This window comes from Enterobacter sp. 342, from assembly GCF_036663495.1.
Lineage (GTDB): Bacteria > Pseudomonadota > Gammaproteobacteria > Enterobacterales > Enterobacteriaceae > Enterobacter.
In genome coordinates this window covers 343,974-357,915 of record NZ_JAWUEI010000001.1, presented here as the reverse complement: position 1 = coordinate 357,915, position 13,942 = coordinate 343,974, and the positions used below count along the sequence as shown (strand labels likewise).

Annotated in this window: 12 protein-coding genes; 1 reads left to right on the top strand and 11 read right to left on the bottom strand. The window is 51.3% G+C overall.

What is annotated here, in order from left to right:
* Positions 1-22 precede the first annotated feature (22 nt).
* Positions 23-1,033 carry a LacI family DNA-binding transcriptional regulator gene (locus V6E55_RS01760; protein ID WP_316942008.1) on the top strand — a complete coding sequence of 337 codons (1,011 nt, stop codon included), beginning with the start codon at positions 23-25 and terminating at the stop codon, positions 1,031-1,033.
* A 33-nt stretch (positions 1,034-1,066) separates the two neighbouring features.
* Here V6E55_RS01760 and V6E55_RS01755 read toward each other — a convergent pair whose 3' ends face one another.
* The 11 genes from V6E55_RS01755 to V6E55_RS01705 form a co-directional block, all read right to left on the bottom strand.
* On the bottom strand, positions 1,067-1,981 hold the full coding sequence (locus tag V6E55_RS01755) for an OmpG family monomeric porin (protein WP_316942007.1): 915 nt from the start codon (positions 1,979-1,981) through the stop codon (positions 1,067-1,069).
* Between the two features lie 65 nt (positions 1,982-2,046).
* Positions 2,047-3,129, bottom strand: a complete 1,083-nt coding sequence (locus tag V6E55_RS01750; RefSeq protein WP_316942006.1) for an ABC transporter ATP-binding protein — start codon at positions 3,127-3,129, stop codon at positions 2,047-2,049.
* 13 nt (positions 3,130-3,142) lie between these two features.
* Positions 3,143-3,808 (bottom strand): beta-phosphoglucomutase, encoded by a 666-nt coding sequence (gene pgmB / locus V6E55_RS01745; RefSeq protein WP_129995668.1) that lies wholly within the window; start codon positions 3,806-3,808, stop codon positions 3,143-3,145.
* Positions 3,798-6,077: a glycoside hydrolase family 65 protein gene (locus V6E55_RS01740; protein WP_316942005.1), complete on the bottom strand. Its 2,280-nt coding sequence runs from the start codon at positions 6,075-6,077 to the stop codon at positions 3,798-3,800. The genes pgmB and V6E55_RS01740 overlap by 11 nt, the downstream gene beginning before the upstream one ends.
* Entirely contained in the window at positions 6,071-7,129 is a 1,059-nt protein-coding gene (locus V6E55_RS01735; RefSeq protein WP_236920910.1) for a Gfo/Idh/MocA family protein, read from the bottom strand. The genes V6E55_RS01740 and V6E55_RS01735 overlap by 7 nt, the downstream gene beginning before the upstream one ends.
* 11 nt (positions 7,130-7,140) lie before the next feature.
* A complete protein-coding gene (locus tag V6E55_RS01730) occupies positions 7,141-7,929 on the bottom strand; it encodes a sugar phosphate isomerase/epimerase family protein (RefSeq protein ID WP_236920911.1) in 789 nt (262 codons plus the stop codon).
* A gap of 17 nt (positions 7,930-7,946) precedes the next feature.
* Positions 7,947-8,999, bottom strand: coding sequence for a zinc-dependent alcohol dehydrogenase (locus tag V6E55_RS01725; RefSeq protein ID WP_316942004.1), 1,053 nt, complete (start codon positions 8,997-8,999; stop codon positions 7,947-7,949).
* A 29-nt stretch (positions 9,000-9,028) separates the two neighbouring features.
* Positions 9,029-9,871: a carbohydrate ABC transporter permease gene (locus V6E55_RS01720; RefSeq protein ID WP_114977066.1), complete on the bottom strand. Its 843-nt coding sequence runs from the start codon at positions 9,869-9,871 to the stop codon at positions 9,029-9,031.
* On the bottom strand, positions 9,858-10,739 hold the full coding sequence (locus V6E55_RS01715; protein ID WP_114977065.1) for a carbohydrate ABC transporter permease: 882 nt from the start codon (positions 10,737-10,739) through the stop codon (positions 9,858-9,860). The genes V6E55_RS01720 and V6E55_RS01715 overlap by 14 nt, the downstream gene beginning before the upstream one ends.
* A gap of 22 nt (positions 10,740-10,761) precedes the next feature.
* Positions 10,762-12,054, bottom strand: coding sequence for an ABC transporter substrate-binding protein (locus V6E55_RS01710; protein ID WP_316942003.1), 1,293 nt, complete (start codon positions 12,052-12,054; stop codon positions 10,762-10,764).
* A 13-nt stretch (positions 12,055-12,067) separates the two neighbouring features.
* The gene (locus V6E55_RS01705; RefSeq protein ID WP_316942047.1) at positions 12,068-13,753 is read right to left on the bottom strand and encodes a sugar phosphorylase; all 1,686 of its coding nucleotides are present in this window, start codon (positions 13,751-13,753) and stop codon (positions 12,068-12,070) included.
* Positions 13,754-13,942 lie beyond the last annotated feature (189 nt).

The following is a 13,942-nucleotide window of genomic DNA, read 5'->3' as shown; positions in this document are numbered from 1 at the left end:
CAGTCTGGAGTGAGTAAGGTGTATGTCACCCACCATCTATGATATCGCACGGGTTGCGGGCGTATCGAAATCAACCGTTTCCCGCGTTCTGAATAAACAAACGAATATTTCTCCTGAAGCGCGTGACAAAGTGCTGAAGGCAATAGACGAATTAAATTATCAGCCCAACAAACTGGCCCGCGCCCTGACCTCTTCTGGCTTCGATGCCATTATGGTTATTTCGACCCGCTCGGCCAAAACCACTGCCGGTAACCCTTTTTTCTCCGATGTCCTTCATGCCATTACGGCAAAGGCGGAAGAGGAAGGTTTTGACGTTATTTTGCAAACCTCAAAAAGCAGTGAAGATGACCTGCTGAAATGTGTGAGTAAAATAAAACAGAAGATGATCAAAGGGATTATCATGCTGAGTTCACCGGCAAACGAATCCTTTTTCACCACGCTTGACGAATACGGAGTGCCGGTGGTCGTTATTGGAAAAGTGGAAGGTGAATATCAGAATATTTATTCTGTCGATACGGACAATTTCCACGACAGCACCATATTGACAGATTCATTTATTAAACATGGACGCACAAAAATTGCCTGTTTGCATGCTCCGCTAGACTATCACGTTTCAATCGATCGTCTTGCTGGATATAAATCCAGCCTGGAGAAACAGGGCATAACTATTAACCCGGATTGGGTCATTGATGGCGGATATACTCATGAAAGTGCGCTAAAGGCGGCCTGCAAATTACTCTCATCGGACAACCCGCCCGATGCCGTTTTCGCCACTGACAGCATGAAATTGTTAAGCCTTTATCGTGCAGCGGATGAGTTAAATCTGATGATCCCCGAGCAGGTTGCCATGGCGGGATACAGCGACCCAATGCTGTCTCTCGTTTTAAGCCCTACGCCAGGCGGGTTTGATATTCCAACGAGAAAGCTGGGCGAAGAGAGTTGCAACGTGCTGTTTCAGCGTATTGCGGGTAAACCTGCACCGCATAAGGTATTGGTTGAAACGCATTTTTCGGATGCGGCTTCCTTGCGCTAAAAACCAGGGGCAAACGCCCCTGGTAGATCATTATCAAAACGCGTAATTCACACCGACACCCGCATAATGGAAGCGATCGCTCTCACCTTCGTCGTGGTTTTCCCATTCATAGGCGTATTCCAGTGTCATGGATAAACCATTATTGAAATCATAGGCATAAAGCATACCCAATCGGTTGAAATCATGCCCTTCACGATCAGGATCATCCTGCCAGTCCCAGTTTGACCAGCGATCGAGGCCAAGACGGGTATATGGCGTTAAGGTAGTCTGGCCTAACGAAATGGGTAAATATGCTCGAATTTCCTGGGTGGAGAACTCGCCGTTATTACGGGAGCTGTCCATATTGAAACCGCGCTCTAAATAGTAATTCACTTTAGCTGCAAAGGTTTCGTTAATGGTCCACGTAAAGCCCGTTTCGGTTTCGACGCGGCTGTCAGCATAACCGGTTTTTTCGAGATCGTTGGCAAACTGATACATGGCAAACCAGCCGCCAAAACGCCAGTCGTCGGTTAATTTAATATCCCAGTCAGGCTGAACTTTGTAGCGCTGCATATTAGCGCTGCCGTCTTTGGCGCCGTGTTCATCTTTAAAGTGATAACCATAATTACGGAAACCACCGGTCAGACCGAAAGTAAAATCATCGGTGCCGATAAATCGGTAGCGTAATTCAAATTCCGGGCGATCAAAATAGGTGCCGCGCGTCATGCTGCTGTAATCAACTGGCCCTTCCTGATACATCGCCAGAGAAATAGTCCACGCATCCCATGTCGCATTAAACCACACGGAAGGTTCATATAATCCATCTTTATCGTCGCCCTGACCTTCGACGTTTTCAATTTCATACATTGCACCGATATTAAATTCCCACTGCTTTGTCGTTTCTGTAGCTTGTACGTAATTAACCCCTGCGCATAGGATAAGCGCAGCACTTCTTAGTAGAGTACTCATTAAATATTCCCTTTATAATTAACAGACAAAAAACCGGAAATTTGCATTCCCGGCAAACACTCTTCTTATCTAATAGCTGCTTCGGTATCGGCGTCGAAGAAATGGCACTTATTCATATCGAACTGGATGCCGATATTATCTCCGGCAACGTAGTCATTCGCCGCCCCTGCACGGACAACCAGTTCATGTCCCCCCACGGTGGCATAAAGCATAAATTCGGCTCCGGTCAATTCTGCAACACTGACCTTCGCCGTGATGTCATTTCCGCTGCTCTGCAGGGCAAGTATGTCTTCCGGACGGATCCCAAATACCACCGCTTTGCGCTGGTATCCTTTCGCATTCAGTATGTCGAGCATGTTCTGTGGGATCTCCAGGCGTAGTGTTTCTGTCACGAAATAGCGATCGTCGATAGCACCACGAATGAAGTTCATCGCCGGTGAACCAATGAACCCTGCGACAAACATATTTGCCGGCTCGTTGTACACCTGCTTTGGAGCCCCCACCTGCTGAATAATGCCGTCTTTTAAGATCACGATGCGGGTCGCCATCGTCATCGCTTCCGTCTGGTCGTGCGTGACATAAATCATGGTGGTATTAAGCTTCTGATGCAGCTTGCTGATTTCAGCGCGCATCTGTACACGAAGCTTGGCATCAAGGTTGGATAACGGCTCATCCATCAGAAAGACGCCCGCTTCGCGCACAATCGCCCTGCCCAGCGCCACACGCTGGCGTTGACCGCCGGACAAAGCGCCTGGCTTACGCTTCAGGTATTCACGTAAGCCTAAAATCTGCGCCGCCCAGTTAACGCGCTCCTCAATCACCGCAGGCGCTATTTTTTGCATTTTCAGGCCAAACGCCATGTTGTCGTAGACCGTCATATGCGGATAAAGCGCATAGTTCTGGAACACCATTGCGATATCGCGTGACTTAGCTGGCACATCATTCATGCAAATGCCGTCGATAATCAGTTCACCTGCACTGATCTCCTCAAGACCGGCAATCATTCGTAGGGTGGTCGATTTACCGCAGCCCGATGGACCGACGAAGACAATGAATTCTTTGTCCTCAATTTCGAGGTTGAAATCTTTAACCACGTGGACCTGGTTATCATAGATTTTCTGTATATGTTTCAGAGACAGTTGAGCCATAATTTATTCCTTATCAATACGCCCGGGACGCCCAGAATTCTGTCAGGCATTTCCAGGTCAGTTCCCGCGTTGAATGAAGTTGTAACCCCGCATGGTTGAGACCAGGCCCAATACCTACCGACAGCATCCCCGCACTGTTGATTGCTTCAACGCCTGCGGCGGCATCTTCAATACCGATGGCCTCTTCAGGACGCACATTCAGCCCTGTACAGGCGGCGAGGAAGATCTCCGGGTCTGGCTTTGAGCGGTGAATGCGGGAAGCATCGGCACAAAAATCGAATGCCTGATAAATACCCAGTGCGTTCAGGATCCCTGGGGCATTGAGCGATACGGATGCCAGCCCAATTTTGATCTTCGCCGCACGGATCTCCGCCAGCACCTCGCGAATACCCGGAAGCAGCGAATCCTGCGTGAGGGATGCCAGCGACTGGACATAAAGCGCATTTTTTTTCGTCGCAAGCGCCAGACACTGCTCATCGCTAAACATCCCCTCTTTCCCGCCATGCTTCAGGATGCGCAGGAGAGAATCCATACGACTTATCCCCTTCAGCTGTTCGTTAAAAATTTCATCGAAGCCGATACCAATTTCCTCCGCCACGGCGCGCCAGGCCAGAAAGTGGAGGTGTGCGGTATCGGTGATCACACCATCCAGATCGAAAACAACAGCCTTAAGCATCATGACTCACCTTCGTGGTAGCGGTCCCATCAACGGATGCAAGAAAATCCTTATAAGCGCAAACTTTCCGCCCCGATACACGTAGTGTTTTGTCCCACAGCGTCAGCGTGACAGGTTCCGACGTTTCAAGGGTTAACACTTCGTTTTCATACGTGAAGTGCATGGTTGCATTCCGCCACCGCAGCGGGAATGCGAGTTTCTGCCAGTGAGCAGGCAGTTTCGGCGCAAGATGCAATTCCCCTTCAATAATTTGCAGGCCAGCGAATCCCTGAATCGCGCCGGACCAGATCGCACCGGTGGCCGCAGCATGTATACCCTCATCGCTGCTGTGCGGATCATCACCCAAATCAATGCTGATGCCGTCACGCCAGAAGGTATAGGCTCCTTCAGTGTCACCACAGCGCGCGAGCACAATCCCGTGAATGGCTTTACTTAGCGACGAATCATGGATGGTACGGGGTTCATAGAACGCCAGATTGGCGGCGCATTGTTGCGGCGTAAACCGTTCCGGCAGCAAATAGTTAAGCATCACAACATCAGCCTGCTTAAGGATCTGCATTTCGTTCACTTCCGCGCGGGAGTAATCGAGAAGAATGGTCTGCTTACCCGCTTTGGCTTTATAGCGGCTCAGATCAATGGCAGGTTTTGCCATGAAGGTATCATCCTGTGGGATCACACCGTCAGCATCGGCTTCTGGCAGCCACAGGCGTGACAGGAATTGCGTGGCATTATCCGTAAAACACGCATCTTCACGTCCGAACATCGTCATAAACCGGCGCGCGCAGGCAACGTTGTACCAGGCCAGATAGTTGGTGTAGGCATTGTTATTCACATGCTCGGTGTATTCATCCGGTCCGATCACGTCATGGATTTCCAGACGCCCATTGATTTCCGTCGCGCGTCCTATCCAGAACGAGGCAGTTTCCATCAACAACGTCAGGCCTTCATTACGCATAAAAGCATCATCGCCTGTCGCCTGCCAGTAAGCGACCACGGCCCAGGCAATATCTGCCACGATGTGGTGTTCAGCGAGTGCGGAAGCGACTTTCTGGCGAACCCCGGTACGGATGTTGATAGCCGCGAATTCTGGTGTCTCTTCCTCTCCGCTTGCGGCACTTTCCCACGGGAACAACGCGCCTGGCCAGCCGTTACGCCGGGCTTTTTCCCGAGCGCCTGAAAGATTAAGCCAGCGATAGCGCAGCAGGCTGCGGGCAACCTGTGGGCGGGTGAACAGATGGAAAGGCAGCAGGAAAATTTCGGTATCCCAGAAGACATGTCCTTTATACCCCTCTCCCGTCAACCCTTTTGCGGCGATACTGCTTCGCTCATCATGGGCTGGCGTCATCGCGGTCAGATGCCAGACAGCATAATCCAGTGCCACCTGATCCTGATGTTCCGCAGAAGTGACTTCCACCCGGGCATCACGCCAGACCGATTTCCAGGCATACGCTGAACTCTCAAGCAACGCATCGTAGCCCCTTGCCGCACAGACTTTGAGATCGGCCAGCGCGTTGTGCGCGAAAGACGCCTGCGACAGTGCTTTATCGCTGCGATGCGTCACCCAGACAACTTTCTCAAGTGTGACAGTGTCACCCTGAGCAATTTTCAGCGAATGATGAACGCTGAGACGACGATTTTTGGCGGTGAAACAGCTGTCGCTCTTTGTTGAGAGCTGACAATATGCCGAAATAACAACCTCAGACGCCCGGTCCTGCGTTTCATACACACCCTGCATGTAGTGCTGGTCAAAGACTCTGACCGAGAGTTCATCCAGATGCTGCCTGCCGCTGTTGGTTTGTGTCGCATCTATGCCGGTTTTCAGCACGGCCTGCGCTGCGCCATCAAGCGGTGTGATCGAGAACTGCATTGCCACTAAGGGCAACTGGTCCAGCGACACAAAACGACGACTTTCCAGCCGATAGCGTTTCCCGTCAGGCGAACGCCAGACAACGTTACGATGCAGTTCGCCGTTGGCAAAGGCCAGCTCGCGCTGCCACTCAAGTATTTCTCCTGACAGGAGGGTCAAATTTACACCGTCCAGCTCAACATCAATGCCGGTGATATCAGGCAGATTGATCAGCTCAGTGGTCTCATTGCGCCCGGCACGGTGATACAGACCCGCGAGATACATGCCCCGGGTTTGCTGGGTATAATCTTCTTCATGCGTAGCGCGAATGCCCATATAGCCATTGCCGCAGGCCATGACAGAGGCGTATTTATTCAGACTGTGTGGACAAAAGCCCGGGTCGGTTAATCCAGAGACGTTCAGCATAATGTCACGCTTTCCCCTGTTTCTGCTGATTCATAAAGCGCGGCCACAAGCTGCTGGATAACCAGCCCCTGTTCTGCATCAGCGATCATCACGGGCTCTCCCTGCACATGACGCACGAAGGCCTCCATACTGCGTAAATGGCGCTGGTCATCAGCCTCTTCACGTTGTGTGATGGTGACTAAAGCACCGGCTTCATCGTTGTAGATGTGCGCCGGGAACAGCGTTGCCCCCGCTTTTTCACCGCAGAAAGAGACGTTCATGATGGACTGCTCACGGATGTTAAGCGCAAAAGAGGTGTCCACACGCAGAATGCCGCCGTTACAGAATTCAATCGTGCCAAACAGGGCATCCTCAACGGTAAACAGCGTGGGATCCCACTCGCCAAACTGACCGGTACTTTTACAGTTTCCCAGCTTCTGGAAGCTGTGCGCGGTCACCCGTTTTACCGCAGGGAAACCCAGGACATACATGGCGGCGTCAAGCATATGAATGCCGATATCAATCAGCGGTCCACCACCCTGTAACGATTTGTTGGTAAAAACGCCCCACCCCGGCACACCGCAACGACGCAGCGCCTGCGCCGACGTGAAGTAAACCTCACCGAGTGTTCCGTTCATTACCGCATCACGCAGGAGCTGGGTATCCAGGGCGAAGCGATGGTGAAAATCATAGGCCAGGACTTTTCCTGCCTTGCGCGCCGCAATGCGCATCTCATCAGCCTGCAGCGCTGTCATCGCCGGGGGTTTTTCACACATCACATGGCAACCCGCGTCGAGGGCCGCCATAACATGTTCAAAATGAAACCGGTTAGGCGAACAGACGCTCACCACATCCGGTTTTACTGCCTGCAACATCTCGTGAGCGTCCTGCCATGCCGATGAAATAGCAAAACGTTCCGCTAACGCCTGTGCCTGTTCAAGGCGGCTGTCCATGACAGCCACCATTTGAACATCACTGCGCGTGGCGTAATACGAGGCATGCACTTTGTCTGCGACCTGTCCGGCGCCAATAATGGCGACACGCAGAGGCGACGGTGTAGAAGCACTCATCACGCTCGTCATCCTTAGCATTCACGCAAATAAGTGAGTGAGTCCTGATAGGCCTGAGCCTGATCGTCGGCACGAACGCGACACTCATACACTACATACCCCTGATAGTTATCGGCACGCAGTTGATCGAACAGGCTGGCAAAATCGAGGCTTCCGCTGCCCGGCTGATAGCGGTGGTTATCAGCAATGTGCACATGCCCCAGCAGATCGCGGTTCTGATGCAGCGCATCCGTCAGTGAGTCCTCTTCGATGTTCATATGATAGAAATCACCGATGATCTGCACGTGCTTCAGACCGTTTTCTTCGATATAACGACGCGCGTCGGCCAGAGTATTGATCATATGATCCTGGTAGCGGTTCAGCGGCTCCAGGTAGATGGTCGTACCGGTGCGCGCAGCCACCTCATCCAGCCAACGCAGCGAGGCGCTAACCGCTTTGCGATCGCCGTCCAGGCTACGTGGGGAGGTCATTGGCGGCAGGCGGAAGGTAAACATCCCCCACGCAGCAGGCACAATAATGCCCTTTCCACCCACGTCTGCCAGTGCTTCCAGAATGCGTTCAATCTGTTGTAAGCCGTTCATACGGCGTTCTTCGATAAAATCACCGATCCAACCATCGTATCCGCCGCACGCAGTTGTTACCGGCAGACCAGTGGCTTTGATTGCGGCTTTTACTTCGTCGAGATTTTCTACCAGGAGTTTGCCGTCGATTTCATAGCCATCAAACCCCATCGCTTTGATGTACTCGAATTTTTCCATGATGTTGGCTGGGAAAAAGGCCTGGTTTTGTGTTGCGATTTTCATGATTTGCTGTCCTTAGCTTAAAAAGTGACGCCCATTTTGATACTGAGTTCCGGGTGCTGATCGACATACGTCATGTAGCTTTCCGGGCTGGTGGTGAAAGTCACGACCGGGTCGATCAGATCTTCACAATTCAGATAACCGTTCATCAGCAGTTCCCAGCAGGTCTCTTCAATACGCTTGCGGCTCCAGCGCGGGTAATCCGGGTTGGGTTCGCTGCAGGCGCGTGAGAAGACAATCTTCGCGTTATTGAAATGCGCTTCACGGCCGAGGTTAAAGCCTTCCGCGAACGGTTTTGCGAAGGCTACGTAGGAGATAGTGCCGCCGTAGGCGAGTCCGCGCAGAGCAGACTGCAGCGCATCAGCAAAACCGCTGGTTTCGATGATCACGTCCGCACCCTGTTTGCCTGTCAGGTTTTTAATTTGCAAACCAACGTCGGTACCAATCGGGTTCAGGCAGTGATCCGCACCATGACGGCGCGCGATCTCACAGCGGTGTTCGATAGGATCAACGCCGATAACAACGGATGCACCGGCTTTTTTCGCCAACTGGATAGCAATCTGACCAATCGCCCCCAGGCCCACAACCACAACGAAATCCCCCACTCGCACGTTGGCATCACGCACGCCGCTCATGGCGAACTGCGCCGGATCGTAGCAAACGGCATTTTTCCAGGACGCGCCCTGCGGCATTTTGCGCAGCTTATAGTTGTTAACCGCGTTAACGATCACAGTCTCCTGCAGTGGACCGTAGCAGCAGACGCTGTCGCCAATCTGGTATTCAGTGACGTCTGCACCACATTCAATAATGTCGCCAACGATCATGTTGCCCAACTGGAACTTACCGAATTCGATACCACGTGCTGAACCCTCTTCACGCGGGGTGAACATCTGCCACTCCGCGTTGAATTCTTCATCAATGAACGGGCTTGCTGCGCGGAAATCCACAACTTCTGTACCGTGCTTGGGTGCGCCAAAGCGGGCGCGAATTTTTACTTCATGTGCTTCAACAGCACGGTCTTCATATTCCACCAGCGCCGCCACGCGTGGCGCTGTCGCAACTAACTTTTTCATAACTTGCTCCTGGTAAAAAATTGGCCGCCTTAGCCCTTAACGCCACCGGCGGTCAAACCACTTTTAATAAAACGTTCAGAGAGTGCGTACATGATGACCACCGGAAGCGCCGTCACCAGCGATGCCGCCATCATGCGACCCCAGATATAATCTGGCGTGCTAAAGAGCGTGTTCAGCCCGACCGGCAGAGTAAAGTTGCTGGCACTGGACAGGAAAATGGAGGCAAACAGGTAGTCGTTCCACGCCACCATGAAGCAGTAAACAAACACCGACACGAGGCCGGAAATCGCCAGCGGCACGGTAATACGGAAGATGATTTGCAGCCGGTTCAGACCATCCATCATCGCAGCCTCTTCTATTTCGTCCGGAATGGTGTCGAAATAGCTACGCAGCATGAATACCGCTGTCGGCAGCGTCTGGGTCACCATGGTGATGATCAGCGCCATTTCAGTGTCATAAATGCCGAGCGCGGTGATGATTTTGAACAGTGGCACCACCAGCAAAATCCCGGAGAACATATAGACGGTGTAGAAGCTCGCATTGATCGTCGTGCGTCCCTTAAAACGCAGTTTGGACAACGCGTAAGCACCCAGTGTGCCGAGAAACACCGCAATCACCGACGATGTCAGCGACACCACCATGCTGTTGCGGAAGTAGTCCACAAACGGGAAGATCAGCGGGTTAAAGATGTCAACGTAATGCTGAAGCGTCCACGCTTGCGGCAGAATAGTCGGGTTCAGCGATATGGCCTCTTTCGCACTCTTAAACGACGTCATCAGCATCACGAAGAACGGGAATAGCGTGATAATCAGAAATACCGCCAGTCCCAGATAAAAACCAATGCGGCCCAGTAAGCGTTTATTTGTTGCCATTGAGGTTCACCCTTTTTCTGGTCAGCAGGATCACAGCAAAGATGATGACGAACAGCACCACAGAGATTGCCGCCGCTTTACCCAAATCGTTGAAAGCAAATGCAGTTTTGTAGAGATAGACGCCTAAAATATCGACCTTGGTCGTTAAGAGGTAGACATCTGCAAACATGTAGAACATCCAGATGGTTCGTAGCGTCACCACCGTTGCCAGCACAGGCATGATGGCGGGCAACGTGACGATACGAAAACGCTGCCAGGCATTGGCTCCGTCCATCTCTGCCGCTTCGTACAACGATTTATCAATGGTCTGCAAAATCGCCAGGAATGAAATAAAGGCATACGGGAAGTAGCGCCAGATAGCGAACAGCACCACCAGCACAAAGCTACTGCCAGGGTTGTCGAACCATAGTGGTGCCTGGTCATAAAGATGCAGCAGGTCAACGCCCAGATAGTTCACAATCCCGTAGCCGTTGTTGAACATGTATTTCCAGGCAAACACCAGGGAAATAGACGGCGTTACGTAGGATAAAATAACCAGCGAACGTGCCGTTTTCCGCAGGCGAAATTCACGGTTAAAGAAGATGGCGACGGCGAGTCCCAGCCCTGTACTGCCGAGCACGACCAGCGCCGTATACCAGAACGTCATCCACAGCGAGTGCCAGAATGCTGCATCACTGAGGATGCGAATATAATTGTCCAGCCCGACAAACACCGCGCTAATGCGCGGGTTAAGCGGCAGACGTAAGAAACTGATTTCTATATTGGAAATCATTGGCCAGGCCACCAGGCCCCCCAGCAAAATCAGGCTGGGGGCCAACAGCAACATGGCGAAAGGCATATCTGAACGACCAGAAAACAACGTCTTCATAATTTCCTTTCGCAGAGCGCTCCTATCGTTGTGAAATCAGGTCAGTCAGTCGCTTCTGGCTGTTGCTAAGCGTGGCGCTGAGATCTTGTTTACCCACCGTGACGTTATGCACCATGGAACTGATAATGCCCGACCCGGTAACATCGCCCATACGAGTGAAGTTTTTATCCCCTACTGCACCAAAGACCTGAACATTCGGGAACTGAGCGATCAACTCGTAAGGCAGTTGCCCGAACGCTTTAATCACTTCGTTGTTTTTCCAGGTATCCGTGCCCACCACCAACTTGTTCACCGGCAGCGCTGCTCCAGGTGACATCATGACCCAGTCGGTTGCGTTCTGAGCCTGCTCCATCCAGGTCACAAACTTCTCAGCCGCTTTGGTTTCATCTTCAGTTTGACCGGTAGTGATCGTCAGGGACGTGACCATGCCGTAAACGGCGGAGGATTTTTCTGTAGGAACGACAAAGCCAAGATTGGCAGGGTTACCATCCTGGAATACCGCCGGCAGGATGTAAGTGGAATAAACGGCCATCGGTGCAGAACCGTTCATGAAGGCATCTTTGATCTCCATGACATCGTTCGAGCCCGGCATGGTAGTCGTCGCCAGCGCTTTATAGAACGCCAGCGCTTTTGCCATTTCAGGGGTATCAATTTCGACGTTCCCGCTGGCGTCAAAAACATTCGCTCCGCCGGAAAGCGCAAACTGGGAGAAGGCCTGCTCGGTCATCACGCTTTCCGCCGTAGGCAGCGCAATACCGTAATGTTTATTGGCCGGGTCGCTCAGTTTTTGACTGGCGTTCAGCAGTTGTTCCCAGTTATGCGGCTCCTCAATACCTGCCGCCGCAAGCACATCTTTGTGATACCAGACGCCAGACAGCCAGGCACTCATTGGTACCCCCGTCCAGGCGCTGCCGTCTTCCGTTCGCACAACGCGGAGGATCCCGTCATAGAAGGTGTTTTCGCCTACCGCGTTAATGACTTCGCCGATAGCCTTGCGATCCAGCAATTGTTCTTTATCCATGACCTTCGCGTAATCATGGCTGACTTCAATCACCTCAGGCAGTGCCCCCGTTCTGGCGAGCGTAATCACCTTGGTGTTGTAGGCGTCCTCTTCTACCGGAACTTGCTTCACCGTGATGCCAGGGTTCTCTTTCTCGAATTTTTCGATCAGTTTCGTAATGACCGCCTGACGCTCCTGCTCTACGGACGAGTGCATAAACTCGATGGTCACCGCAGACGCTTTATCATCCTTACAACCTGATAACAGGGCGCACGAAACCAGTGCTGATAACAGCACAATTTTGGGCATTTTCATTTTAGGGTCCTTTTTAGTTTTCTTTAATCCACATCACCTGCCATGGATTGAGGGTTAATTCCTTACCGTTAACCACCTGTCCGGAGAGTAATTCCATACCGGAAAGCGTTTCCCCATAAACGGTATGAACGTTATGACTAAAATTAAATAGCGCTGTAATTTTTTCACTCGATTCAGAAACGCGAACAATTTTAAGAACCTGCTCATCCAATGATTCAAAAAATGCCTGCGCATCCGGGTGAAATGCACTCTCCCCGCGACGAATTGCAATAAGTTCGCTTAAGCGGGAATAGATTTTATGACGAAGACTATTTATATTACTGAGTTCAAGATCAATCTCACCCGGGCAGTATTTCTTTCTGTTGATCGCACGGTTATATCCGAGGCGTTCAACCCCTTCATAATCGTTACGAGAGCCAAGAATACTTTGAATATAAACGGCAGGTACGCCAGGGAAACTTAACAACACCGCATGCGCCAGAATAAAGCGCGCAATGCGTTCATCGTCCGAACTGTTTTGCGAGCTTAACGCGTCAAGATAGGTCACGTTAATTTCGTAAGGGCTGCGCGTTCCGTCCGGATTATTTTTCCAGTTGACCAGCGCCCCTTCCTGCTGAAGTTTTTCAACCAGTGAAAGTATTTCTGATTCCGGAAGAATACCGCGTAACGGATTCAGACCGATACCATCGTGAGAGGCCAGGAAGTTGAACCAGGTTGTTTTTGTCGAGGGTAGCGCCAGCGACCCAGCCCACTGACAGAGGGCTTTGACATCCTGGCGATGAACAGCATGCAGCACCAGCGGCGGTAAGGAGAACTGATAGACCATCTGGGCTTCGTTTTCACCGTCACCGAAGTAAGAGATATTGTCTTTGTGTGGGACATTTGTCTCGGTGATGATCACCGTGCCCGGCGCCACCGCCTCAGTTATCGCGCGGAAAAGCTGGATAAGGCAATGAGTCTGTTCCAGATGGATGCAGCTTGTTCCTGGGATCTTCCACATGAATCCGACGGCATCCAGGCGAATATAACTCGCCCCTTCAACCAGGTAATGAAGCAGTACGTCAACCATCGCAATCAGCACCTGCGGCGAGGCGAAGTTGAGATCGATCTGGTCATCACTGAAGGTGGTCCACAGATGACGCACACTTCCATCATGCAGCGTAAAAGGCGTCAGCAACGGTAATGCGCGAGGACGCGTCACTGCTGATAAATCGGTTTCAGGATCAACAGAAATAAAGAAATCTTCGTAGCCTGGTTTCTGCGCCAGATAATGAGCAAACCATTCACTTTTCGCTGACATATGGTTGCATACAAAATCAAACATTAAGCTGGCTGATTTTTTTAATTCCGCAATGTCTTGCCAGGTTCCTGTTTCAGGCGCAACGCTGTGGTAATCAATAACGGAAAAACCATCATCAGAAGACCACGGATAAAATGGTAAAAGATGGACATGGGAAAACGAGCGTGCAAGCCACTCATTATAAAAGCGGGTAAATAGTGGCAGTGCGTCCCTCCCTGCTGCGGTGAACTGATCGGCATAAGTAATCAGGACAACATCTTTTTCATCCCATCCTGATTTACGCTTTTCTGTAATAGCAACAGCAGCTTGCTCAAGCTTTGTTAATAACGCTTTAAAATGTGCCTCAGAAAATGATTCACCGTAAATATAAGTAATGAGTTTTTTAATTTTTTCGTTCACTTTATTTTTCCATGGTAGCGGTCCCACGAAGGGGAATCTACTCCCATGAAAAATATCTGTCAACGAACCGGGAGGCTGAAAAATGCAATTACAAAGCGGCGATGTTCAGGATTGTGAACTGCCGCAAATAAAGCACAAGAAAATGAGGGAAAAGCGTGAAACGTCGCGAGCCCTCTCTCACGGAGGGAG